Raw genomic sequence first — 23812 nt, forward strand, 5'->3', positions numbered from 1 at the left:
TCGACGCGTCCGCAGGCCGGCATGGCCACTGGGTGAAGGATCAAAACGATGGTCGCCTCGATCGCCCTGCCCCGGCTGATGCGCATCGGCGCCGGCGCCTCGCGGCTGCTGCCGGAGGTGCTGGGCCAGCTGGGCCTGTCGCGCCCCTTCGTGGTCACCGACCCCTATCTGGTCAGCAGCGGCCGCACCGACACGCTGCTCGAACGCCTGACCAGCGCCGGCACCCGCGCGACGATCTTTTCCGAGACCGTACCCGACCCGACCGTGGCCTCCGTGGAGGCGGCGCTGGCCGCGCTCCAGGCCGGCGACTTCGACTGCGTGGTCGGTTTCGGCGGGGGCAGCCCGATGGACACGGCCAAGGCGGTGGCCGTGCTGGCCCGCCACGGCGGCCATATGCGCGACTACAAGGCGCCCCGCCAGCAGGACGAGCCGGGCCTGCCGATCGTCGCGATCCCCACCACCGCCGGCACCGGCTCGGAGGCGACCCGGTTCACCATCGTCACCGACGAGGCCTCGGACGAGAAGATGCTTTGTATCGGGCTGGCCTACCTGCCCGTGGCGGCGCTCGTGGATTACGAGCTGACGTTGACCAAGCCCAAGCGCCTCACCGCCGATACCGGCATCGACGCGCTGACCCACGCCATCGAGGCCTATGTCTCGCGCAAATCCAACCTGTTCTCGGACGGGCTCGCCCTCCAGGCGATGCACCTGATCGCCCCGAACCTGCGCCGGGTCTGGACCGATCCCAGCGACCGGGCGGCGCGCGAGGCGATGATGCTCGGCGCGACCCAGGCCGGCATCGCGTTCTCGAACGCCTCGGTGGCGCTGGTCCACGGCATGAGCCGACCGATCGGCGCGCATTTCCACGTGGCGCACGGGCTCTCGAACGCGATGCTGCTGCCGGTGGTCACCGCCTTCTCGGCTCCTGCCGCGGTGCGGCGCTACGCAGCCTGCGCCCGGGCCATGGGCATCCCCGGCGTCGACGGAGACGACCGGGCCGCTGTCAGCGCCCTGGTGGCGGAGCTCGAGGCCCTCAACGACGACCTCGATGTGCCCGGCCCCCGGGAATACGGGATCGACCCGGACCGCTGGGAGGCGCTGCTCCCGACCATGGCCGCCCAGGCCCTGGCGTCCGGTTCCCCCGCCAACAACCCGATCGAGCCGACCGCCGAGGAAATCCAGGCGCTGTATCGGCGGGTGTGGGCGGCGTGAGATCCCGGGCGAGCGGGCGATAACCGGTGGCACTACCGTCTTTGCGAGCGGAGCGAAGCAATCCAGCAGCGCGACGACCATTCATGTCGCGCTACCCTAGGTCGCTTCGCTGCGCTCGCGATGACGGAGTGACCTCGACCGGACCTACTTCGCCGTCAGCGGGCAGCCGCTGTCGGCAGGCGATGCGTAGGCTTCCTTGCCCGGGATGGTCGCGAGCTGCCGGTAGAGGTCCCACTCGCCCTTCGACTCGGCCGGCTTCTTGACCTCGAACAGGTACATGTCGTGCACCATGCGGCCGTTCGGCTGGACGATGCCGCCATGGGCGAAGACATCGTCCACCGGGAGCGCCTTGAGCTTGGCGTTGACCGCCTCGGTCTCGTCGGTGCCCGCCGCCTTCACGGCCTTCAGGTAGGACAGGACCGCCGAGTAGGTGCCGGCCTGGATCATGTTCGGCATCCGGCCCGTGCGCTTCATGAAACGCTGGCCGAAGGCGCGGGTCTCGTCGTTGGCGTCCCAGTACCAACCCTCGGTCAGCGTCAGGCCCTGCGCCACCTTGAGGCCGAGCCCATGCACCTCCGAGAGGGTGAACAGCAGCGCCGCGAGCTTCTGGCCGCCCTCGACGATGCCGTATTCGGCCGCCTGCTTGATCGAGTTGGAGGTGTCGAGGCCGGCATTGGCGAGCCCGATCACCTTCGCCTTCGAACCCTGCGCCTGGAGCAGGAACGAGGAGAAATCCTGGTTCGAGAGCGGGTGGCGGACGCTGCCCAGCACCTTGCCGTTGTTGGCGAGCACCACGCGGCTGGTATCGGCCTCCAGCGCGGAGCCGAAGGCGTAATCGGCGGTCAGGAAGAACCACGTGTCGCCGCCGGCCCGGGTCAGCGCGCCGCCGGTGCCGACCGCGAGCGCCCGCGTGTCGTAGGCCCAATGGTAGCCGTAGGGCGTGCCGGCCTTGCCGGTGAGGTCGCTCGACGCCGCCCCGGTGGTGATCGTGATCTTCTTCTTCTCCTTCGACAGGCCCTGGACCGCCAGCGCCACGGAGGAGGTGGTCAGCTCCATGATCGCGTCGACGCCGTCGCGGTCGTACCATTGCCGGGCGATCCCCGAGGCGATGTCGGGCTTGTTCTGGTGGTCGGCCGAGAGGATCTCGATCGGCACGCCGTCGATCTTGCCGCCCATGTCCTCTACCGCCATCCGGGCGGCTTCGATGGAGCCCTGGCCGCCGAACTCGGCATAGAGGCCGGACTGGTCGTTGAGCACGCCGATGCGCACGACGTTGCCGGAGAAGGCCCCTTGCGCCGAGGCCGGGCCCGAGCCCAGCATCGTGCCCGCCAAAGCAGTGGCCAGCACTGCACTGCCAAATCGTCTGATCATGTCACTCCCCGGCATGTTTTGCCCGGATGATCCGAGCACCCGATTCTGACGCGGGTTCGGGATCAGACTATTGCAGCCGCGGAAGTCGCGCCACGGCCAGGATTGGGCCGAGATTGAGAGATCGCGCCGGTTGTGACGCACGCCGGCGACCGCCCCGATTTCGGACCGTATCCGATCGGCGCAGTTATAATACCTTAACCATAAGTACACGAATGGCCGCGCAGGGTCCGGTGATGGACGGCAATTCGGCCGTCTCCGGCGCGTGGCGATGCGATGAATCCAGCCCGTCTCGCCGTCCTCGGCATCGCTCTCGCAGCGGGCAGCGGGGCGGCGTTCCTGATGAGCGGCGGCGATCCGCCTCCGCCGCCCCCGCCCCCGAAGGCCGAGCTGCCGCCGCCGCCTCCGATGACCGAGGTGCTGGTGGCCGCCACCGACATGCCGATGGGCCAGGTCCTGCGGGCTGCGGACCTGCGCTGGCAGCCCTGGCCGGATGGCGCCATGACGGCGGGCTATATCAGCCGCAAGGACAACGCGAAGGCGTTGGACGAGACGGTCGGCGCCTCCGTGCGCTCCGGCTTCCTCGCGGGCGAGCCGATCCGGGCGCAGAAGCTGGTCCGGCCCGACAGCGGCTTCATGGCCGCGATCCTGCCCGCCGGGATGCGCGCGGTCGCCATCGTCACCGACAGCCGCGGCACCAATTCGGCCGGCGGCTTCATCCTGCCCAACGACCGCGTCGATGTGATCCGCACCTTTCGCGACGACGCCAACTCGCGCGCGAACAACAGCGAGGTCCAGTTCTCCCAGACCATCCTGACCGATATCCGCGTCCTGGCGATCGGTCAGCTGATCCAAGAGAAGAACGGCACCAACGTCGTCACCGGCGAGACCGCCACCCTCGCCGTCACCCCCGCCCAGGCGGAGACTTTGACGCTCGCCCAGAAGGTCGGCTCGCTCTCGCTCGCGCTGCGCAGCCTCGCGGATGCGGGCCGGCCAGCCGAGCCGGTCGAGTCCGCAATGGCGCAGACGCCCGAACCCGGATTGACCGTCGTGCGCTTCGGCGTCGCGCGGCAGCAGACGCCGTGATCCCCATGATTGCCCTGCCGACCCTCCTCCGCTCGGCGCGTGCCGTCGCGTTGCTGGCCCTGGTGCATGCCGGGCCGCTCGGCGCGCAGGAGCGCCCGACCCTCGGCCCTGCCCCGGTGCTTACGGTGGGCTCCGCGGAGGCCGCCTCGAGCCGCCGGGTCGAGCTGACCGCGGGCCGCTCGGTGATCGTCGACCTGCCGCGGGACGCCAAGGAGGTGTTCGTCGCCAATCCGGCGGTGGCCAACGCCGTCGTCCGCTCGACCCGAAAGGTGTTCGTGATCGGCATGGCCGATGGCGCCACCTCGATCTTCATCATGGACGCCGAGGGCCGCCAGATCGCCGCCCTCGACGTCACCGTGGCCCGGGACCTCAACCTCGGGACGCTGCGCGAATTGCTCGGCCAGAGCATCCCGGGCGGCCGCTTCGACGTGCGCTCGTCGGGCGCCTCGGTGCTGCTGTCGGGCTCGGTCAATTCCTCCTCGGACGCCCAGCAGGCGATCGACATCGCCAACGCCTTCGTCGGCCTGGGCGGCGCCGCGGCCGCCACGGGTGCGCCGAGCGGCGGCGTCTCGGGCGGCGCGCGGGGCGCGGTGATCAACAACCTCACGATCCGCAACAAGGATCAGGTGATGCTGCGCGTCACCGTGGTCGAGGTGTCCCGCAACGTCCTGAAGCAGTTCGGGATCAACATGACGGGGAATTGGTCGGCGCTGAATCCGGTCGGCACCCTTGGCCAGCAACTCATCGGAGCCGGAACCGCGTCGGCGACGCAGGTGCCCGCCATGGTGCCGAACGTACTGAGCAACGCCCTTCCCTTCCCAATCAACGGCAACATCGCTGGAAGCAATCAGATCGCGGCATCCGTCCAAGGGGCCGGCTTCTCGCTGCAGGCGACGCTGAAGGCCTTCGAGCAGGCGGGCGTCTCCCGCATCCTGGCCGAGCCGACGCTGACCGCGATCTCGGGCGAGGCCGCAAAATTCCTGGCCGGCGGCGAGTTTCCGGTGCCGTCCTCGGCCACCTGCGCGGTCGGCGGCCTGTGTACACCTGGGATCACCTTCAAGCCCTACGGTGTGGCTCTGTCCTTCACGCCCGTGGTGCTGGCCGACAACAGAATCTCGATCCGCGTGGCGACCGATGTAACCGAGATCGATCCACAGCAGAGCTTCAACTACACAATCGGCAATTCGACGGTGGCGGTACCCGGCACCCGGGTGCGCCGCTCCGAGACCACGGTCGAGCTACCCTCGGGCGGCGTGATGATGACCGCGGGCCTCATCCAGCAAGTAAACAAGCAGGCGATCACCGGCCTGCCCGGGCTGATCAATCTGCCGATCCTCGGCGCGCTGTTCCGGTCCCGGGACTACCAGCGCATGGAGACCGAGTTGATGATCATGTGCACCCCCTACATCGCCCGGGTGATGGAGCCCAAGCAGGTGGCCCGGCCCGACGACAACTTCGTGGACGCCACCGACGGGCAGGCCGTGCTGCTCGGTCAGGTCAACCGCATCTACGGCAAGGTCGGCGCCGCCCCGCTCGGGCGCACCTATCGCGGCCGTGTCGGCTTCATCGTCGAGTAGCGCCCCGCTTCCAGGATCGGACCCATGACTCGACGCCACTCGCTCGCCCCGGCCCGTCTTGACGTCGCACGCCGCCCGGCCAGCCTGCTGGCCGCCTGCGCGCTCGGCCTGCTGGCCGCCGCCTGCAAGGGCGAGCCCGCCACCACCGGGGGAATCGACCTGTCGGATTACCGCGCGCGGCACCCGATCGTGCTGGCCGACGGAACCCGCAGCCTCGACGTCTTCGCCACCGGGCCGGGCCATCTCGATCCGCGCCAGGCCGGCGATATCGACGCCTTCATGCTGGAATACCGCCGCTACGGCCGCGGCGGCATCCTGATGGAGGTGCCCCAGGGCCTGCCGCCGGCCCAGGCCGACGCCGTCGCACGCACGGCGGTGTCCCTGCTCCGGCGCGGTACCGAGGACGGCGTCGGCGCCCGCGAGATCGCCCAGTCGCCCTATCCGGTAGCGCCAGCAGGTTTGGCCGCGCCGATCCGGCTGAGCTTCCAGCGCATGCAGGCCAAGGTCGCCGACCAGTGCGGGCTGTGGCCCCAGGACCTCGGCACCTCGAACTTCGCGTCCGATTACAGCAACCGGCCGAGCTGGAACCTCGGCTGCGCCACCCAGGCGAACGTGGCCGCCCAGGTGGCCGACCCGATCGACCTGGTGCGCGGCCGGCCGGAGGGTCGGATCGACACGGTCAAGCGCGTCCGGGACATCGGCCAGTTGCGGGACGGCAAGGATCCGTCAACCACATGGCGGCAAGATGGGACCAACGCCGTCAAGTCTCAGGTCAGTAACTAGGACGGACGGTGCAACCTCTCACGCCGTCACCGAAGCCGCGACGCGACCACGAACCCGAAAGTGCCGTCATGGCGGACCCGTCCGAGACATCCGAGCGTACGATCGCCCCGGTGCCCCGGATCACGATCCAGGCCTTCTGCGAGACCGGCGAGACCGCCGCGATGCTCGAGGGCGCAGCCCTCGACCGGCGCATGCAGAAGGCGCAGATCAAGGTTCGGATGGGCGGCGGGGCCGCGGCGATCGAGGCCTACCGCCACGCGCCGACGCCCAATGTCATCATTATCGAGATGCAGGGCGTGCGCTCGAAGCCGGTCGAGTGCCTGGATGCCCTGGCCGAAGTCTGCGACGAAGGCACCCGCGTCCTGGTGATCGGTCACGTCAACGACGTGACCCTGTACCGCCAGCTGATCCAGCGCGGCGTGTCCGACTACCTGATGGCGCCGGTCGAGCCGCTGACCCTGATCGCGGCGATCTCCGACCTGTTCACGGCGCCGGGTGTCAAGCCGGTGGGCCGCACGATAGCGGTTTACGGGGTCAAAGGCGGCATCGGCGCCTCGACGGTGGCGCACAACTTCGCCTGGTCGATCGCCCGGAACCAAGGCGTCCAGACGGTGATCGCCGATCTCGACATCGCCTTCGGCACCGCCTCGCTCAACTTCAATCAGGACCCGCCCCAGGGCATCGCCGAGGCGGTGTTCGCCCCCGAGCGCCTGGATTCGGCGCTGGTCGAACGGCTGCTGTCGAAATGCAGCGACAATCTGAGCCTGCTCTCGGCCCCGGCGAGCCTCGACCGGACCATCGACCTGTCGGAGCCCGCCTTCGATTCGCTGATCGAGTACCTGCGGGCCAGCGTGCCCTGCGTGGTCCTCGACATCCCGCATCAGTGGAGCGCGTGGTCCAAGCGTGTGCTGACGGCGGCTGACGAGATCCTGATCGTCGCGGGCCCCGACCTCGCCTGCCTGCGCAACGCCAAGAACCTGCTCGGGGCGCTCCAGCATGGCCGCCCGAACGACCAGCCGCCCCGGATCCTGCTCAACGGCGTCGGCATGCCCAAACGGCCGGAGATCGGCGCCGCCGAGTTCGCCAAGGCGCTGGACGCGCCGATCGCCGCCACGATCCCGTTCGAGCCGACCCTGTTCGGCACCGCCGCCAACAATGGCCAGATGATCGCCGAGATCCAGGCCGGCTCGAAAGTGGCGGAGCTGTTCAACGATCTGGCGGCGGTCACCCTCGGGCGCCCCGAGACCCGGCGCAGCAAGTCCAGCCTGCTGGAGCCGCTGCTGGCCAAGCTCGCCGGCCGCAAGGCCTCGTGATGCGCGAGATCTTTACCGGGATGATGCCTCACGCGGGCGCCTTGGACCTGACCCATGTTCGGTAGGCGACAATCCGGAACCGCTCCGACGACACCCGCACCGGCCCCGCCGGTGCGGGCCGCTTTGCCGACAGCGCCGGTGCTGCGCGATTCCGCCCCGGCGCCAAAGCCGACGCCCAAGCCCGCCGCCCCGGCGGTGGTCGAGAACCTGCGCTCCGAGGATTACTACCGGACCAAGAGCCTGATCTTCGGCGCCCTGATCGAGGCGATCGATCTCACGCAGCTCTCGCGCCTCGACGCCGAGACCGCCCGGGAGGAGATCCGCGACATCGTCACGGAGATCATCGGGCTCAAGAACATCGTCCTGTCGATCGCCGAGCAGGAGGAGCTGCTCGACGACATCTGCAACGACGTGCTGGGCTACGGCCCGCTGGAGCCGCTGCTCGCTCGCGACGACATCGCCGACATCATGGTCAACGGCGCCAACCGGACCTTCATCGAGGTCAACGGCAAGATTCAGCTGACCAATGTGCGGTTCCGCGACAACCAGCAATTGATGAACATCTGCCAGCGCATCGTCAGCCAGGTCGGGCGGCGCGTGGACGACGCCTCGCCGATCTGCGACGCGCGCCTGCCGGACGGCTCGCGCGTCAACGTGATCGCGCCGCCGCTGGCCATCGACGGGCCGGCGCTCACGATCCGCAAGTTCAAGAAGGACAAGCTCACCCTCGAGCAGCTCGTGCGCTTCGGGGCGATCTCCCCGGAGGGCGCCGAGGTCCTGAAGATCATCGGCCAGTCGCGCTGCAACGTCGTCATCTCGGGCGGTACGGGCTCCGGCAAGACCACGCTGCTGAACTGCCTCACCGCCTTCATCGAGCACGACGAACGGGTCATCACCTGCGAGGACGCGGCCGAGCTGCAGCTCCAGCAGCCTCATGTCGTGCGCCTGGAGACGCGCCCCCCGAACATGGAGGGTCAGGGACAGGTCACCATGCGCGACCTCGTCAAGAACTGCCTGCGCATGCGGCCGGAGCGGATCATCGTCGGCGAGGTCCGCGGACCCGAGGCCTTCGACCTGCTCCAGGCGATGAACACCGGCCACGATGGCTCGATGGGCACGCTGCACGCCAACAGCCCGCGCGAATGCCTGTCGCGGATCGAGTCGATGATCTCGATGGGCGGCTTCACGCTGCCGTCGAAGACCCTGCGCGAGATGATCTGCGGCTCGATCGACGTGGTGATCCAGGCCATGCGCCTGCGCGACGGCTCCCGGCGCATCACCCACATCACCGAGGTGCTGGGCATGGAGGGCGACGTGATCACCACCCAGGACGTCTTCCTCTACGATATCGTCGGCGAGGATCCGAACGGGAAGCTGATCGGGCGCCATCGCTCGACGGGCGTCGGCCGGCCGAAATTCTGGGAGCGGGCCCGCTATTACGGCCTGGATCGCCGGCTCGGCGAGGCGCTCGACGCCGCCGAAGTCGTCAACGGGGCCTAGCATGCCCGATTCGTCCCAGATACCGATCGCGGCCGGCTTGATCGGCATCGCCGTGGCGGCCGTCGCCTACGTGGCCGTGCTGCCGCTGCTCGGCGGCCAGCGCCGGGCGAGCAAGCGCCTGAAATCGATCGGCGTCTCGGCCTCCGGGGCGGCGGTACGCGGCGTCGCGGTCAACCGCCGCGAGCAGGTCGCCAAGACGCTGAGCGAGATCGAGGCGAAGGCGAAGAACGCCAACAAGGCCACGCTGGAGCTGAAGCTCGCCCGCGCCGGCCTGAGCTGGACGAAGCGGACCTTCTACACCGTCTCGGGGGGCTGCGCCGCAATCCTCGGCCTGCTTCTGTTCCTCATCACCGACAGCCCGGTGGCCGCAGCCGGCGCCGCCTTCGCGGGGGGCTTCGGCCTGCCCGCCTGGCTGCTGCGCCACCTGCGGCTCCGGCGCATCGCGAAGTTTAACAAGGAGCTGCCCAACGCCGTCGACGTGGTGGTGCGCGGCATCCGCACCGGCATCCCGGTCGGCGACTGCTTCCGCATGGTCTCGCGCGAGGCCGAGGAGCCGGTGCGCAGCGAGTTCAGGACGGTGATCGAGACCCAGGCGATGGGCCTCTCGCTGGGCGAGGCCGTCTCGCGCCTGTTCGAGCGGGTGCCGACCGCCGAGGTGAACTTCTTCGCGATCGTGATCAACATCCAGCAGCAATCGGGCGGCAACCTGTCGGAGGCGCTGAACAATCTCTCGGTGGTCCTGCGCGACCGGGCCAAGATGCGGGGCAAGGTCCAGGCGATGAGCATGGAGGCCAAGGCCTCGGCCTCGATCATCGCGTGCCTGCCCTTCGGCGTGGCGGGCATCACCACGCTGACCAGCCCGGACTACATCTCGCTGCTCTGGACGACGGATATCGGCAAGATCGCGCTGGTGGGCGCGGCGATCTGGATGTCGATCGGCGTCTTAACGATCAAGAAGATGATCGCCTTCGATTTCTGAGCCGTAGCTGATCGGGATCCGGTTCCATGATCGACGCCATCGCGGAGAAGCTGTTCGATCCCCGTTTCATGGGGGCACTGCTGACCGCCATCGCGGCAGCCGCAACCGCCTTTGCGGTGGCGCAGCCTTTCTTCGAAACGGACAAGCTTGCCAAGCGGATGAAGCTCGTCAGCGACGAGCGCGAGCTTATCCGGCGGCGAGAGCGCCAGGTGGACCGGGTGCGGCCGAACGATCGGGCGACGCTGCGCGTCGCGCCCAAGGCTTACATGAAATCTATCGTCGACCGCTACCAGCTGAACCGCTGGCTCGGGACCGACACCGCCAAGCGCAAGCTGATGATGGCGGGCTATCGCGGCCAAGGCGCGGAAACCACGTTCCTGTTCTTCCGCCTGATCGTCCCGCTGGCCGCCGTGATCACGGCGTTCTTCTACCTGTTCGTGCTGGAGGCGATCGACGCCACATACCTGATGCGGATCGGGATGGTGATCGGCACAGCCTATGCGGGCATCAAGGCGCCGGAGCTGTTCCTGCTCAACACCGCCAAGAAGCGGCAGGCCGAGATCAGGCGGGCGTGGCCGGACGCCCTCGACCTGACGCTGATCTGCGTCGAATCCGGTATGGCGATCGAGAACGCGTTCCGGAAGGTGAGCACCGAGATCGCCACGTCCTCGGTGGTGCTGGCCGAGGAACTCGCCCTGATGACGGCCGAGATGTCGTTCCTGCCCGATCGGCGGCAGGCCTACGAGAACCTGGCGCTGCGGACCGGGCTTGAGCCCGTGAAGTCGGTGGCGACCGCGCTGATCCAAGGCGAGCGCTACGGCACGCCGGTGGGTCAGGCCCTGCGGGTCCTGAGCCAGGAGAGCCGCGACCAGCGCATGAACGAGGCCGAGAAGAAAGCGGCCAGCCTGCCGCCCAAGCTGACCGTACCGATGATTCTGTTCTTCCTGCCCGTGCTGTTCGTCGTGATCATCACGCCGGCCGTCATCCAGGTCATGCAGATGCAGTGACGGCGCGATGCTCGACGCGTCAGGCGCTCAGCGGATACGACCGGGCCGGGTCGGCTCGAAGACGATGCGGCGGTGGAACGCGCACCAGCTCTTACCGTCGGAGACCGGCGCACCGCAGCAGATCGCGCGGTCGTTCGGCTCGCCGATGATGTACTTGCATACGAAGGCCCCGGACTGCGCGAAGGGCACACGCAGATCAGCCGACGGCTCCTGGACGCCCTCGGCATCGCCGATCTGAGACATACGGACGAGTTGATTCATGGCGGTGATCGGCTCAATAAGCAGACTGCACGGTCGGCGCAGGCGCCTCGGCAGAGAGGGAGGATCGGACGCTCCTCCTTCAGGCGGCGGCCCCGTCTCGCCTGTCCGGAGCTTGCGTCGCTCGGAACGGCATCGGGGGCGACCCGCCCGAACCGGCCTCGACGGCTGGCGCGGTGAGCGTCATCGTGTTGTCGTAACTGGGGTTACAACGATTGAAAACAAGACCAGCGTGCATTCGCTGCATCGGACCACGGTGCGCGGTGCGTAGCTGGCTGTCGGATTGCGGGCGCGCCACGACCGGCGTCGCCCCTGACGAAACCGCCCGACCGCGAAGCCGCAGGGCCGCGACCGGGCGTGCAACCCGCCCCGGCCTGTGGTTTGGTGGGTGCTCTCGCGAACAGAGCCGGATTGCGGATCATGGCCCACCCGCCCCTCGTGACCCCCGAATGGTTGCACGACCGCCGCGATGCCCCCGACATCGTGGTGCTCGACGCCTCGTGGTACCTGCCGGCCGCCGGCCGCGATGCCGCCGCCGAGTACCAGGCCGCGCATATTCCCGGGGCCCTGCGCTTCGACCTCGACGCCATGAGCGACACTGAGTCGAGCCTGCCGCACATGCTGCCCCGCTCCGACGTGTTCGCCTCGCGGATGCGCGCGCTGGGCATCGGCGACGGCCTGCAGATCGTCGTCTATGACGGCCAGGGCCTGTTCTCAGCCCCCCGGGTCTGGTGGATGCTCAAGACCTTCGGGGTGCGGGACGCGCTGGTGCTGGATGGCGGCCTGCCCGCCTGGATCGCCGCGGGCTACCCCACCGAGGACGGCGACCCCGTCCCCCGCGAACGGCGCCACTTCACCGCCCGGCTCGACCACGGTGCCGTAGCGGACGCCAACGACGTCGCCCGGGCCCTGGAGACCGGCTCGGCCCAGGTGGTCGATGCCCGCTCAGCGACCCGCTTCCGCGGCGAGGATCCGGAGCCGCGGCCGGGCGTGCGGCCGGGGCACATGCCCGGGGCGCACAACCTGCACTACGCGTCCCTCCAGCGCGACGGTCGGCTGAAAAACCCGGAGGAGCTAGAGAAGGTGTTCGCGGAGAGTGGCATCGATCCCGACCGGCCGGTCGTGACCACCTGCGGCTCCGGCGTCACCGCGGCGATCATCGCCCTGGCCCTGGAGACCATGGGCCGGCCGGCTCGCGGCCTCTACGACGGGTCCTGGTCCGAATGGGGCGCCGACACGGCACGGCCAGTCGCGACGGGCGCATAAGGCCAAGTCCCGGTTTCAAGAGGTCGCCGACCGTTTGGGGGGGCAGGGCAACGCCCTGCTCATCAGGGCTCCGCCCCGATACCCCGCCAAAGCGCCCGGCCCTTTGGAAACCCTTGACTCAAGCGGTGCGCACCGTCGGGCGCTTGTCGGCCGAACTCCACTGCATCAGCCCGATCATCACGGCGATGGTGCCGACATAGACCAGCCCCTGCAGGGCGGTGGGCCGGTCGGTGTAGCCGACCAGGGCGTGCAGCACCCGGCCCGGCCAGGAATTTTCCGCGATCACGCCCGAGCTGTTCCACAGGGTCTGGCCGAGAATATCAACGACACCGGCATTGGCCAGGAACTGGGCGGCCTGCGACGCGAGCCCCGCGGCAAGGAAGATGATCAGCGCGCTCGTGATCGAGAACACGTAGCGGCTCGGGATCGAGGCCAGACCGAGATAGGTCACCGCGGAGAGGAGGATGCCGGCCCCGATGCCCGCGAAGGCGCCGAACTGGATGTCCGCGCCCGAGGTGCCGGAGGCCACAAGGCCGTAGAGGAACAGGACCAGCTCGGCCCCCTCGCGCAGGATCGCGGCGCCGACGACGATCGAGAGGGCGGCGGCCTCACGTTCGCCCGAGCGCACCGCCTCGCCGGCCGCGCGCAACTCGCCCGCGAGCTCCTTGCCGTGCTTGCTCATCCAGGTGTTGTGCCAGATCAGCAGCAGTACCGCGACGATCAGCACGGCGGCGTTCAGGATGTCCTGGCCGCTGCCCTCGAAGGCATCGGAGATCGATTCGGCGAACAGAGCGACGAGGCCGGCCCCGGCGAGACCGCCGACGACGCCGAGCAGCACCCAGCGCATCCGGCCCGGGATGCCCCGTGTGGCCGCGAGCACGATGGAGATGATCAGGCCCGCCTCGATGACTTCGCGGAAGGCGATGATGAACGCGCCGATCATGGCGTTCTCCTCAGTTGAACGCGGACCGCGCTACCAGACCCAGAACAGGAGCACCCAGTTGGCGACCGAGAGGGTCACCGCTGAGGCAATGGAGGCTGTGGCCGCAGCCCGCCGGAGACCGCCCGCCCCGAGGCCGGCGACCCGCCAGGCGAGCCACACGCTCCACAGGCCGGAGCCGATCAGCATGGCCGCGCGGATCTCCGACACGTACGGGATGACGATACCGTCGCCCCGCAGGAACGTGACGGTCAGCGCCGAGAGGCCCAGGAAGACGCCGCAGCCCGCCACCGGGATCAGCGTCTGCGTCAGGTGGTGGAAGCGCCGGAGCGACCAGCCGCCGAGCGCGACGGTCGCGAGCGCAACGATCCCCGACAGGGCCAGCCCGAGGATCACGGTCGCGGCGCCGATGTAGGCCAGCAGCAACCCACCGTCGAGCAGGGTCATCACGTCGCTGTGGTCGGGGTAGTTCGTCAGGATGAACCAGGGCGCGGACATCTCCAGCGGCCAGGTGATTCCGTGCCCGATCAGCCAGGTGGCGGCCCCTTGCTTGGCCTCGACGAACCAGGGGCTCGACGACCACTGGAACGCGCCCACCGCCAGGGCCAGCATGCCGAACAGGATCAGCACCGTCTGTTCCAGGCTCGGCTCCTGGCCGGCGACGTGGACGATCTCGTGGTTGGGCGAACGCAGGGCGAGGCGCACCGCGCCGCGATGGCCGCTGCAGCGCCCGCACATATGGCAGGAACCGGAGCCGCGCATCGCCTTGACCGGGACCAGGGGCGCGCAGTTGAAAGCCTCAGTGCCCTGCACGGGCTTGGGCGAGGCCGCCCAGGCGGCGCGGTCGACCTGGAAGCTGATCGGCGCGAGCTTGGACAGCACCGCGAAGACGCCGTTGACCGGGCAGAGATAGCGGCACCAGACCCGCTTGTTGCGGCCGTAGAGCAGACCGACGATGATCGCCGCGACCGTCGAGCCGCCGAGCACCGCGAGCACCGGCTTCGGATAGCCGTAGACGCTGGTCATCTGCCCGTAGACGGTGGTACCGGCAAACGCCAGGAACGGCCAACCCTGCCAGGTGATCCAGCGCGGCACGGCATAGCCGCGGCTCCACCGGCTGGCGAACTCGCTCAGCGCCCCCTCCGGGCAGAGCACGCCGCACCAGGCCCGGCCGACCAGCACCATGCTCAGGAGCACGAACGGCCACCAGATGCCCCAGAACGCGAATTGCGCGGCGAGCGTCAGGTTGGTCCAGATATGCGCGGTGTTGTCAGGCAGCGGGAGCAGAGCCGGCACGATCACCAGTACGCCGTAGACCCCGACGATCACCCATTGCACGGCGCGGATCATCCAGCCGTGCCGCCGCAGCCAGTCGCCGAAGCGGGCGAGCCGCGCGTCGATCAGGTCCCGGCGTGCGGGTGCGTCGGCGAGGAGGGTCGGGGCGGTCACCGTCAAGACGCGCTCATTTGGCCACCAGGGTGGCCTTCGCCTCGGGATGGAAGTCGTCGAACACCTGGTAGGTGCCGGGATCGAGGGTTCGGAACACGATCGCCGAGGTCGACCCCGCCGCCAGCGCCTTCTCGCGCTTGAGTTCCGTGCTCTCGAACTCCACCGGCGACTGGCCGGTATTCGAGATCTCCAGCTTGAATCGCATGTTGGCCGGCACTTCGATGACCGCCGGCAGGATCACGCCGTCGCGCATCTCGACCTTGATGACCGGCATGTCGTCCGCGCGCGCGGAGACCGCCGCGCCAGTGACGGCGAGGAACGCGGCGATGCCCAGCCGAAGGGGGTGCAACGAGCGTGACACGGCTATCCCTCCGGTTCAGTAGGCGCCCTTCTTGCCGACGCCGGCGAAGGTGAAGTCCTGGGTCACGTCGAAGGGCTCGAACCACGGGCCCACCCCCGTCTCCTTGTCGACATGGCGGCCAAAATGGCTGTCCTTGCCGGGCGGGGCGACCGTGACCTTCAGGCGGTAGCGGCCGGGGCCGAACAGCTTGACGTTGTCGCCGTAATGCGGGCCGTCATTGGCGACCATCGGCATCAGCATGCCCGACACCTTCTGGTCCGTCGGCTTGTCGCCGTCGAGCTTCACCGCCTCGAACCGGACATCGAGGGCCGGCACCCAATCCCCCTCGGCGAAGCCGTTCCGGTTATCCTTGGCGGCGCGGATATCGGTCTCGAGATGCAGGTCCGACTGGGCGGCGGCGCGCATCATGCCGGGCGGGTCCATCTCGATCGGCTGGAGGTAGACAGCAGCGACCTCGAGGCCGTTCTTGGTCACGTGCGGACCAATCGGCACCTCCTTGGCCGAAACGGCCCCGGCAGTCGCAAGGAGGGCACCCGCAGCGAGGCCGCGGAGAATCGGGAGAAGAGTCGAGACGCGCATGGCGTCGCACATAACGCTCTCGGCAAAAGTTTCAAAGAGGCAAACCGACGCAAATCAAATCATAATAATTCTAATCTGATACCATTACAGCGTTTGCGTATGGTAGTTCTTGGGCTTTACCTGCGGATCTGTTGAGATTTGGTCCGAGCGTTAAAGTTATTCGGCCCGCTGTGGCCGCGCGTATCTTGACCGGCGGAGAGATGTGGGGATCGTCATGCCGTTGCCATGCGCGGCCTCGACAATGCGGCGCGGGACGAGAAAACGGTGCGGCCTGTGTTCGAGACGATCCAAGACGGCTTGCGCGCCCGCAATCCACATTATAGCAATTGCTATATCCCTCCCGTGCGTGTGATGCCGTTCCGTCCTATGCTTCTCCTCCGCGCAGCTGCCCTCGTACTCGCAGCGCCCCTCATCGCATCCTCTCCGGCGGCTGCGGCCGACCCGGCCACGCTGCGTCCCCTGGCAGACCTCCCCGTCTACACGGATTGGTCGGGCGGCTATGTCGGCCTCCAGGGCAGCGCGGGCGGATCCTATGGGGCCTATAATTTCGGACCGACGACGATCGGCGGCCGGGCGGTTCCGGCGTTCAAGAGCGGCGATTCCACGGGCCGCAGCGACCAGGGCCGCAACGCCACCACGGCGGTCGGGGGCGTGTTCGGCGGCTGGAACTGGCAGACCGGCCCCTGGGTCTACGGCGTCGAGGGCAGCCTCGACGTGGCGAACCTGAAGCGGCCGGTGCCCTCGACCATCACGGGCTTCGGCTACGAGGATGCCGATCCGACCTTCAACATCGTGCGTGCCAAGACCGACGTGTACGGCACTCTCCGGGCCCGGATCGGCTACAGCTTCGACCGCTACCTGGTCTACGGGAGCTTCGGGCTCGCGGGCGCCAACGCCCGATTCCTGGCCAATTATCCGGATCTCGACGCGGGCGGCCAGAACACGGCGCGGCGCGAGCTCGGCTATCTCGGGTTCACCCTGGGCGCGGGCATCCAATACGCGATCAGCGATTCGCTCGCGCTCGGGATCGACTACCGTTACATCGATCTGGGCGGCAGCCGGCGGTTCTCCCTGGGCAGCGTGCCGGGCGACGATGGCGGTCCGGTCACGTCCCGGGCCCGGTTCACCTCGAATCAGCTGTTCGCGCGGCTGATGTGGTTCCCCGACGGCCTGAAGGTGCCGGCCGATCCGGACGAGACCGCCCCGCACGATCCCGACAACGGCGATACCGGGCGCTTCTCGCTGCACGGCCAGACGACGCTGATCGCCCAGGGTGTGCCGGGCTTCCGCTCACCGTACGAAGGGGCGCAGAGCCTGATCCCGCACCAGGCCCGCCAGACCACCACGGCGACGATCTTCCTCGGCCTCAAGCTCACCGACAGCACCGAATTGTACTACAACCCCGAGTTCAGCCAGGGCTTCGGCCTGTCGCGGACGCTGGGCGTTGCGGGCTTCGTCAACGGCGAGGCGCAGAAGGCCGGTGCCCCGTTCCCGAAACTGCGCTCGAACCGCTACTACGTGAAGCAGACGATCGGGCTCGGCGGCGAGACCGTGGAGGTACCGGACGGGCCGAATCAGGTTGCGACCCGGTACGATGCGGAGCGGATCACCCTGATCGCCGGCAAGTTCGCGCTGGGCGACTTCTTCGACGGCAACGTCTACGCGCACGACCCGCGGGTCGACTTCTTCAACTGGTCGCTCTGGGGCGCCTCGGCCTGGGACTTCCCGGCCAACCTCCCGGGCTTCACCCAGGGCGTCTACGCGGAATACAACCGACCCGACTTCGCGATCCGCGCCGCCTACACGCAGGTGCCCAAGGAACCGTCGAGCGACGTGCTCGACCCGCGGGTGTTCCGGCGCGCCGGCCTGAACGCCGAGTTCGAGGAGCGCCACGTGCTCCCGTGGCTGGAGCAGCCCGGCAAGATCCGCATCGGCCTGTTCTCGAATGTCGGGGTCTCGGCCAACAACCGGGAGGTCGTCACCCTCACGCAGCTCGGCCAGTTCGACGATATCAACGACGCCGTCGCGGCGACACGGCGTCCCCGCCGCAAGACCGGCGGCTACATCAACCTGGAACAAGCCCTGACCCCCGAGCTCGGGCTGTTCGCCCGGGCCAGCCTGAACGACGGGCGCACGGAGAACATCTCCTTCACCGATATCGACCAGAGCTTCTCCGGGGGCCTGTCGCTGAAGGGCAAGGCCTGGGACCGACCGGACGACACGATCGGCATCGGCACGGCGATGAACCGGCTCTCGCCCTCGCACCGCGCCGCCTTCGCGGCCGGGTATTTCGGCCTGCTGATCGGTGACGGGCGGCTCAACTACGGCAGCGAGCGGGCGGTCGAGACCTATTACGCCCTGAACCTCACGAAGTTCGTGACCCTCACCTTCGATTACCAGTTCGTCGACAACCCCGGCTACAACCGTGATCGCGGGCCGGCCCACTTCTTCGCGTCACGGCTGCACGCAGATTTCTGATCGCGGGCGGCTACTCCGCTGCCTCGATCACCGTCGCCCCGAAGATCGTCTCGAATGCCGCGCGCAGCTGCATGTCGACCTCCGCCAGGCTCACCGGCAGACCGAGATCGACCAGGCTCGTCACCCCGTGCTCGCGCACGCCGCAGGGTACGATTCCGGCAAAATGCGACAGGTCCGGCTCGACGTTCAGGCTGATCCCGTGGAAGCTGACCCAGCGGCGCACCCGGATGCCGATGGCCGCGATCTTGTCCTCCACCCCCGACCCCTTCTCCGGGCGGCGCACCCAGACACCGACCCGGTCCTCCCGGCGCTCGGCCCGGACGTTGAACGCCGCCAGCGTCTCGATCAGCCAGCCCTCTAGGCTCGCCACGTAGGCGCGCAGATCCCGGCTGCGCCGGTCGAGGTCGAGCATCACGTAGGCGACCCGCTGGCCCGGGCCGTGATAGGTGTACTGCCCGCCCCGCCCCGTGGCGTGGACCGGGAATCGATCGGGCGCCACGAGATCCTCGGACCGCGCCGAGGTGCCGGCGGTGTAGAGCGGCGGGTGTTCGAGCAGCCAGACGCATTCGGGCGCCGCGCCGCGTGCGATCCGCTCCACCCGCGCTTCCATCCAGGCGATCGCCTCCACGTAGTCCACGGGCGCATCGCTCACCCGCCAAGTCACCGGACCGGCGGCTGGATCCGAGCCTGGCCGCTTGGGAAAGGCGTGCGGCGAGACCGTGAGGCGGGGCGCGTTTACCAAGGGTTCACCATCCTGCGTTGATGGTCGAAGCCTTCAACATCCGCGGCCGGCGGTGGCAAGGTTTTGATGCTCGGTCGGCTGCGAGACGGGATGGGCAGGCGGTGGCGGTCTTCGAGACCCTGAAGGTCGATCTGACGGTGGTGCTCGGGCGCGCACGGATGCCGCTGCACATGCTGCTGCGCATGGGCCGCGGCGCCGTGATCGAGCTCGAAGCCAGCGACAGCGACATGGTCGAGATCCTGGCCAACGACCACCCGATCGCCCGTGGCCAGATCGTGGTGACCGGCGACCGCATCTCGGTCGAGGTGACGGAGCTGATCCGCAAGGCGGCGGCAATCGTCGAGCCCGGCACCACCATCGGCGACAGCGCGACGCCGTTCCTGGACGATAGCTACGCGTCCAGTTGAGCGAAGCGCTTGTCGGCGGCGGATCGATCTGTTATCCGCTGCGCCGCCCGACATGACGGCGACCCGAGGGATTTCCCGGAGGCCGCAGCGTTCGGGCAAACGGGCGGATCTTTGCGTCCGATGCGGCCATGGCGGAATTGGTAGACGCGCTAGCTTGAGGTGCTAGTCCCGCGAGGGGTGGAGGTTCGAGTCCTCTTGGCCGCACCACACGTTCGATGTGGTGCTTTCCTCAGACGGCGGATCGTTCGGCGCGAGACCGCGATCGCCGGTTCGAGGATCGTCTTTTTCCTGATCACGACGAATTGCGAGTGGGCAACCAGAGCTCAATGGTCGGGGCGGTCCGTCCTTATGAATGGACAGGGCTTCGAACAGAGTCTCCGATCGGCGCAGGCCTTCCTCGATCAGCATACGGGCTGGCCTTGCCGACCGGGTCGTCATCAGGCTCGTCGTGTGCAGACAGCCGAGCGTTGCCCCGTCGCCCCCCTTCGAGACCCGGCATTCGTTGCGGAGCGCCAGCCACGGAAGGGCGAGTGCCGTCTCGTTGGTGCGCGCCTCGTCGATCTGCATGGCCGCGTGTTCGCTCCGCGCGGCCACCACACCCACGATTCGAAGCCCTGGCGGCGGAACGCGTCGGCTCGACTTGCCGATATACCCATATCCCAATATTTCAATTTTTGGTTTAGGCTTTCACTGACAAAACAGACGTCGCGCAAACAAAGCCGCCCGGCCCGATCCAATTTGGATCGTGATGATGCGCCGGCAAACCGGTTGTGTCCTTCCGCCGCCCATCGATAAACTCTCTGGACGAGGTCGCGGAGCCCGATTCGTATGTCCAGCAGCGCCCAATCCGCCGAACTGACCTGGCGCGGCATCCTGCTCGGCGGCGCGCTGACGCTGCTCTTCACTGCCGCCAATGTCTATCTCGGCCTCAAGGTCGGGCTCACTTTCGCCACATCGATCCCGGCCGCGGTGATCTCCATGGCGGTGCTGCGCCACCTCCCCGGCGCGACGGTGCTGGAGAACAACATTGTGCAGACCGTCGCGTCGGCGGCGGGCACGCTCTCGGCGATCATCTTCGTGCTGCCGGGCTTGGTCATGATCGGCTGGTGGCACGGCTTCCCCTGGCTCACCACCGCGGGGATCACCGCAACGGGCGGGATCCTGGGCGTGATGTTCTCCGTGCCCCTGCGCCGTGCCCTCGTAGTCGATTCGGACCTGCCCTATCCCGAGGGGCACGCGGCCGCCGAGGTGCTGGCGCTCGGCACCCAGGGCACCGCCGGGGCGGCGGACAGCGCGCTGGGCCTGCGCATTCTGGTCTGGAACAGCTTGGCCTCGGCCGGCTTCGCGGCCCTGGCCCAGACCCGGCTGGCGCTCGACAGCGCCGCGACTTGGTTCCGGGTCGGTGCCGGCGCCACCGGGCTCGCCGGCAACTTGTCCTTCGCGCTGCTCGGCGTCGGCCATCTCGTCGGCCTGTCGGTGGGTGCCGCGATGGCCCTCGGGCTGGTGATCGGCTGGGTCGTTCTGGTGCCGATCCTGACCGCACAGCAGCCGATGCCGGGGCTGAGCGTCGACGCCTGGGTCGGCGCGGTCTTCCGGCAGGAGGTGCGGTTCTTCGGCGCCGGGGTGATGGGCGTCGCCGCGATCTGGACGCTGATCCGGATCGCCCGCCCGGTGCTGGGCGGCATTGGCTCGTCCTTCGCGGCTGGGCGGGCGCGTCAGGCCGGCGCGACGCTGGCGCTGGAGGAGCGCGACCTGCCGATCGCGGTCGTCCTCCTGGTCGCGAAGGCCCTGCTCCTCCCGATCGGCTGGCTCCTCTGGGACGTCCTCGCCGGCACAAGTCTGGAGCGTCACGGCGTGCTGCTGATCGCGGGCGGCCTGCTGTTCGTCCTGGTGCTCGGGCTCGTGGTGGCGGCTGTCACCGGCTACATGGCCGGGCTGATCGGCGCCTCCAACTCGCCCGTGTCGGGGATCGGTATCCTGGCCGCGCTGGCAAGTTCCGCGATGCTGCTGGGTCTTCTCGGCCGCGATGCGGATGCCGAGAGCAGCGGTGCGCTCGTCGCCTACGTACTGACCGTCACCGGCATCGTGTTCAGCATCTGCACCATCGCGAATGACAACCTGCAGGACCTCAAGACCGGCCAGCTGGTCGGGGCGACCCCGTGGAAGCAGCAGGCGGCGCTCATCGTCGGCGTGGTGTTCGGGTCGGCGATCATACCGCCGGTGCTCAACGTGCTGGCGACGAGCTTCGGCTTCGTCGGGACGCCCGGTGCCGGCCCGAACGCGCTGGCCGCACCACAGGCCGGCTTGATCTCGACTCTGGCCAAGGGCGTGCTCTCGGGCGAAGGCAATTGGCGCATGCTGGGCTGGGGCGCCGCCGCGGGGGTGGGGCTGATCGCCCTGGATGAGACCCTCGGCCGTCTGAAGCGCCTTCGCCTTCCGCCGCTCGCAACCGCCTTCGGGATCTACCTGCCCATGAAGCTGATCGTGCCCCTCGTGGCCGGCGCGGTGATCGGCACGGTCTACGAGCGCTGGGCGCGCCGCCAGGCCGATCCGGAGCGGGCAATCCGGCTCGGTACGCTGACAGCCACGGGCCTGATCGTCGGGGAGAGCCTCTGGGGGGTCGCCTTCGCGCTGATCGTGTACGTGTCGGGCGACGATGCCGCCCTGGCGCTGGCGGGCGGCGGTTTTGGCGGCCCCGCGCTGATCGGCGGCCTGGTGTTGTTCGCGGGCCTTGTGGCGTGTCTCTACCGTCAGACGCAGCGCTTGGTGGGCTGACGCGAACCCATCCAGCCGACAGGGTACGCCATCGCGGCGTGATTTGCGTTCGTCTCGATCCAGAAGGACAAGATCGATAGCCGAGCCGTGCGCCCAGGCGATCGGTGCCATGTCGTGCCGGGCACAGCTGTGCATTGACTTGGCAGCTGCACACCCGCATATCGGCGATGCAGCGTCAGCGGCCGTCATGGTCCGCTTGAGGGGGCTGCGTGACGGATCGAGCGCCTTCCGGCGTGATCCGGCCCCCCTCTTCATAACGTGCATGCACCCGGGCCGCCCCATCACGCGGGCTGCCCCCTGCCAACGGACCGACCTGAATTCTGCGCTGCTCGCATATGACGCGAAGCGCCCGGCCGGCCCTGCTGCATCGGATATCTCTTTGACCCAATTCACCGATTTCGGCCTTGCCCAGCCCGTGCTGAGGGCGCTCGGCGAGGCTGGCTACGTCACGCCGACCCCGATCCAGGCCCAGGCGATCCCGCCGGCCATGGAGGGCCGCGACCTCTGCGGCATCGCCCAGACGGGCACCGGCAAGACCGCAGCCTTCGCGCTGCCGATCCTGCACCGCCTCTCCCTCTCGGATCGCCGGGCACCTCACCGCGGCTGCCGGGTGCTGGTGCTCTCGCCCACCCGCGAGCTCGCCAACCAGATCGCCGAATCCTTCGCGGATTACGGCCGCCACCTGTCCTACACCACCACGGTGGTGTTCGGCGGCGTCACCATCAGCCGCCAGGAGCGCGCCTTGGCACCCGGCGTCGACATCCTCGTCGCCACCCCGGGCCGGCTGATCGACCTGATCGAACGCCGCTCGCTGACCCTCGAGGGCGTCGAGATCCTCGTCCTCGACGAGGCCGATCAGATGCTCGACCTCGGCTTCATCCACGCCCTGAAGCGCATCGTGAAGATGCTGCCGGCCCAGCGCCAGAGCCTGTTCTTCTCGGCGACCATGCCGAAGAACATTGCGGGCCTGGCCGGCCAGTACCTGAAGGATCCCGTGCAGGTCGCCGTGACCCCGGTGGCCACCACGGCCGAGCGCGTCGAGCAGAAGGTGATCTTCGCCCATACCGGCGCCAAGCAGGCGCTGCTCGCCCATATCCTGCGGGATCCGGCCATCGACCGGGTCCTGGTCTTCACCCGCACCAAGCACGGGGCAGACCGGGTCGTGCGCGGCCTCGACAAGGTCGGGATCGCCGGCGCGGCGATCCACGGCAACAAGAGCCAACCGCAGCGCGAGCGGGCGCTCCAGGCCTTCCGCGACGGCGATTGCCGGGTGCTGGTGGCCGCCGACATCGCCGCCCGCGGTATCGATGTCGACGGCGTCAGCCACGTCGTCAATTTCGACCTGCCGAACGTGCCGGAGAGCTACGTCCACCGCATCGGCCGCACCGCGCGCGCCGGTGCGACCGGTCTGGCGATCTCGTTCTGCAATGACGAGGAGCGGGCTTACCTGCGCGATATCGAGCGGCTGACCCGCCAGAGTGTGCCGGTGGCGGGCTTCCCCGAGGGCTTCACGCCCCCGTCCCGTCAGGAGGCGGCCGACATCGCGCGTGAAGAAGAGCGCCGGCCCGAGCGCCAGCAGCAGCGTCCGGCCGGTGGCCGTCCGGGCCAGCGGTCCCGTCCGCAGCAGGGTCGCCCCCAGCAGGGACGCCCGGAGGGCGGCCGCGGGTTCGGCGGGGGTCAGGGCCAGGGTGCGCCCCGCCAGGGCCGTCCGCAGGACGGTCGCGGTGACGGT

The 23812-nt window shown here is 68.7% G+C and carries 20 protein-coding genes and 1 tRNA gene; 14 read left to right on the forward strand and 7 right to left on the reverse strand.

The features are described from left to right. Positions 1-48 precede the first annotated feature (48 nt). Positions 49-1212 carry an iron-containing alcohol dehydrogenase gene (locus tag AO398_RS18760; protein ID WP_058193652.1) on the forward strand — a complete coding sequence of 388 codons (1164 nt, stop codon included), beginning with the start codon at positions 49-51 and terminating at the stop codon, positions 1210-1212. A 144-nt stretch (positions 1213-1356) separates the two neighbouring features. On the opposite strand, the gene AO398_RS18765 is transcribed toward AO398_RS18760, so the two are convergent. Continuing rightward, the gene (locus AO398_RS18765) at positions 1357-2532 is read right to left on the reverse strand and encodes an ABC transporter substrate-binding protein (protein WP_058193688.1); all 1176 of its coding nucleotides are present in this window, start codon (positions 2530-2532) and stop codon (positions 1357-1359) included. 324 nt (positions 2533-2856) lie between these two features. On the opposite strand from AO398_RS18765, the gene cpaB reads away from it, so the two are divergent. The 7 genes from cpaB (at position 2857) to AO398_RS18800 (ending at position 10825) form a co-directional block, all read left to right on the forward strand. Next, positions 2857-3666 carry a Flp pilus assembly protein CpaB gene (cpaB, locus tag AO398_RS18770; RefSeq protein ID WP_058193654.1) on the forward strand — a complete coding sequence of 270 codons (810 nt, stop codon included), beginning with the start codon at positions 2857-2859 and terminating at the stop codon, positions 3664-3666. Positions 3667-3671: 5 nt separating this feature from the next. After that, positions 3672-5243, forward strand: coding sequence for a type II and III secretion system protein family protein (locus AO398_RS18775; protein ID WP_058193657.1), 1572 nt, complete (start codon positions 3672-3674; stop codon positions 5241-5243). A gap of 24 nt (positions 5244-5267) precedes the next feature. Further along, positions 5268-6026 (forward strand): CpaD family pilus assembly protein, encoded by a 759-nt coding sequence (locus AO398_RS18780; RefSeq protein WP_058193659.1) that lies wholly within the window; start codon positions 5268-5270, stop codon positions 6024-6026. A gap of 68 nt (positions 6027-6094) precedes the next feature. After that, positions 6095-7339, forward strand: a complete 1245-nt coding sequence (locus AO398_RS18785) for an AAA family ATPase (RefSeq protein ID WP_058193662.1) — start codon at positions 6095-6097, stop codon at positions 7337-7339. A gap of 54 nt (positions 7340-7393) precedes the next feature. Then, on the forward strand, positions 7394-8839 hold the full coding sequence (locus AO398_RS18790; RefSeq protein ID WP_058193664.1) for a CpaF family protein: 1446 nt from the start codon (positions 7394-7396) through the stop codon (positions 8837-8839). Position 8840: 1 nt separating this feature from the next. Next, positions 8841-9818: a type II secretion system F family protein gene (locus tag AO398_RS18795; RefSeq protein WP_058193666.1), complete on the forward strand. Its 978-nt coding sequence runs from the start codon at positions 8841-8843 to the stop codon at positions 9816-9818. A 26-nt stretch (positions 9819-9844) separates the two neighbouring features. Further along, a complete protein-coding gene (locus tag AO398_RS18800) occupies positions 9845-10825 on the forward strand; it encodes a type II secretion system F family protein (RefSeq protein ID WP_058193668.1) in 981 nt (326 codons plus the stop codon). Between the two features lie 27 nt (positions 10826-10852). On the opposite strand, the gene AO398_RS18805 is transcribed toward AO398_RS18800, so the two are convergent. After that, the gene (locus AO398_RS18805; RefSeq protein WP_039903524.1) at positions 10853-11086 is read right to left on the reverse strand and encodes a GcrA family cell cycle regulator; all 234 of its coding nucleotides are present in this window, start codon (positions 11084-11086) and stop codon (positions 10853-10855) included. Between the two features lie 417 nt (positions 11087-11503). Here AO398_RS18805 and sseA point away from each other — a divergent pair, with 417 nt between their 5' ends. Continuing rightward, positions 11504-12349 carry a 3-mercaptopyruvate sulfurtransferase gene (gene sseA, locus AO398_RS18810; protein WP_058193670.1) on the forward strand — a complete coding sequence of 282 codons (846 nt, stop codon included), beginning with the start codon at positions 11504-11506 and terminating at the stop codon, positions 12347-12349. Between the two features lie 118 nt (positions 12350-12467). On the opposite strand, the gene AO398_RS18815 is transcribed toward sseA, so the two are convergent. The 4 genes from AO398_RS18815 to AO398_RS18830 all read right to left on the reverse strand — a co-directional run bounded on the left by AO398_RS18815 (position 12468) and on the right by AO398_RS18830 (position 15690). Beyond that, the gene (locus AO398_RS18815) at positions 12468-13292 is read right to left on the reverse strand and encodes an FTR1 family protein (protein ID WP_058193673.1); all 825 of its coding nucleotides are present in this window, start codon (positions 13290-13292) and stop codon (positions 12468-12470) included. A gap of 30 nt (positions 13293-13322) precedes the next feature. Continuing rightward, positions 13323-14639, reverse strand: a complete 1317-nt coding sequence (locus tag AO398_RS18820) for a 4Fe-4S binding protein (RefSeq protein ID WP_244498821.1) — start codon at positions 14637-14639, stop codon at positions 13323-13325. A 112-nt stretch (positions 14640-14751) separates the two neighbouring features. After that, on the reverse strand, positions 14752-15072 hold the full coding sequence (locus AO398_RS18825; RefSeq protein ID WP_243957827.1) for a cupredoxin domain-containing protein: 321 nt from the start codon (positions 15070-15072) through the stop codon (positions 14752-14754). Positions 15073-15114: 42 nt separating this feature from the next. Beyond that, a complete protein-coding gene (locus AO398_RS18830; protein WP_082643344.1) occupies positions 15115-15690 on the reverse strand; it encodes an iron transporter in 576 nt (191 codons plus the stop codon). A gap of 354 nt (positions 15691-16044) precedes the next feature. Here AO398_RS18830 and AO398_RS18835 point away from each other — a divergent pair, with 354 nt between their 5' ends. Further along, on the forward strand, positions 16045-18156 hold the full coding sequence (locus AO398_RS18835) for a carbohydrate porin (RefSeq protein WP_082643347.1): 2112 nt from the start codon (positions 16045-16047) through the stop codon (positions 18154-18156). A gap of 10 nt (positions 18157-18166) precedes the next feature. Here AO398_RS18835 and lipB read toward each other — a convergent pair whose 3' ends face one another. Continuing rightward, on the reverse strand, positions 18167-18898 hold the full coding sequence (gene lipB / locus AO398_RS18840; RefSeq protein ID WP_082643345.1) for a lipoyl(octanoyl) transferase LipB: 732 nt from the start codon (positions 18896-18898) through the stop codon (positions 18167-18169). A 101-nt stretch (positions 18899-18999) separates the two neighbouring features. Here lipB and AO398_RS18845 point away from each other — a divergent pair, with 101 nt between their 5' ends. From AO398_RS18845 to AO398_RS18860, 4 genes are all read left to right on the forward strand, one after another. Further along, entirely contained in the window at positions 19000-19305 is a 306-nt protein-coding gene (locus AO398_RS18845; protein ID WP_058193676.1) for a FliM/FliN family flagellar motor switch protein, read from the forward strand. 122 nt (positions 19306-19427) lie between these two features. Continuing rightward, positions 19428-19512: transfer RNA gene (locus AO398_RS18850), tRNA-Leu, on the forward strand. A gap of 621 nt (positions 19513-20133) precedes the next feature. Beyond that, entirely contained in the window at positions 20134-22080 is a 1947-nt protein-coding gene (locus tag AO398_RS18855) for an oligopeptide transporter, OPT family (RefSeq protein ID WP_058193678.1), read from the forward strand. A gap of 379 nt (positions 22081-22459) precedes the next feature. Then, positions 22460-23812 (forward strand): DEAD/DEAH box helicase (locus tag AO398_RS18860; protein WP_058193680.1); only part of this gene is annotated, 1353 nt, incomplete at its 3' end.

This window comes from Methylobacterium sp. GXS13 (assembly GCF_001455965.1).
Lineage (GTDB): Bacteria > Pseudomonadota > Alphaproteobacteria > Rhizobiales > Beijerinckiaceae > Methylobacterium.

Coding starts and splice junctions, on each gene's coding strand:
- AO398_RS18760 (WP_058193652.1), top strand. CDS start 49: ATGGTCGCCTCGATCGCCCTGCCCCGGCTGATGCGCATCGGCGCCGGC.
- AO398_RS18765 (WP_058193688.1), bottom strand. CDS start 2,532: ATGCTGGGCTCGGGCCCGGCCTCGGCGCAAGGGGCCTTCTCCGGCAAC.
- cpaB (WP_058193654.1), top strand. CDS start 2,857: ATGAATCCAGCCCGTCTCGCCGTCCTCGGCATCGCTCTCGCAGCGGGC.
- AO398_RS18775 (WP_058193657.1), top strand. CDS start 3,672: ATGATTGCCCTGCCGACCCTCCTCCGCTCGGCGCGTGCCGTCGCGTTG.
- AO398_RS18780 (WP_058193659.1), top strand. CDS start 5,268: ATGACTCGACGCCACTCGCTCGCCCCGGCCCGTCTTGACGTCGCACGC.
- AO398_RS18785 (WP_058193662.1), top strand. CDS start 6,095: ATGGCGGACCCGTCCGAGACATCCGAGCGTACGATCGCCCCGGTGCCC.
- AO398_RS18790 (WP_058193664.1), top strand. CDS start 7,394: ATGTTCGGTAGGCGACAATCCGGAACCGCTCCGACGACACCCGCACCG.
- AO398_RS18795 (WP_058193666.1), top strand. CDS start 8,841: ATGCCCGATTCGTCCCAGATACCGATCGCGGCCGGCTTGATCGGCATC.
- AO398_RS18800 (WP_058193668.1), top strand. CDS start 9,845: ATGATCGACGCCATCGCGGAGAAGCTGTTCGATCCCCGTTTCATGGGG.
- AO398_RS18805 (WP_039903524.1), bottom strand. CDS start 11,086: ATGAATCAACTCGTCCGTATGTCTCAGATCGGCGATGCCGAGGGCGTC.
- sseA (WP_058193670.1), top strand. CDS start 11,504: ATGGCCCACCCGCCCCTCGTGACCCCCGAATGGTTGCACGACCGCCGC.
- AO398_RS18815 (WP_058193673.1), bottom strand. CDS start 13,292: ATGATCGGCGCGTTCATCATCGCCTTCCGCGAAGTCATCGAGGCGGGC.
- AO398_RS18820 (WP_244498821.1), bottom strand. CDS start 14,639: ATGATCCGCGCCGTGCAATGGGTGATCGTCGGGGTCTACGGCGTACTG.
- AO398_RS18830 (WP_082643344.1), bottom strand. CDS start 15,690: ATGTGCGACGCCATGCGCGTCTCGACTCTTCTCCCGATTCTCCGCGGC.
- AO398_RS18835 (WP_082643347.1), top strand. CDS start 16,045: ATGCTTCTCCTCCGCGCAGCTGCCCTCGTACTCGCAGCGCCCCTCATC.
- AO398_RS18855 (WP_058193678.1), top strand. CDS start 20,134: ATGTCCAGCAGCGCCCAATCCGCCGAACTGACCTGGCGCGGCATCCTG.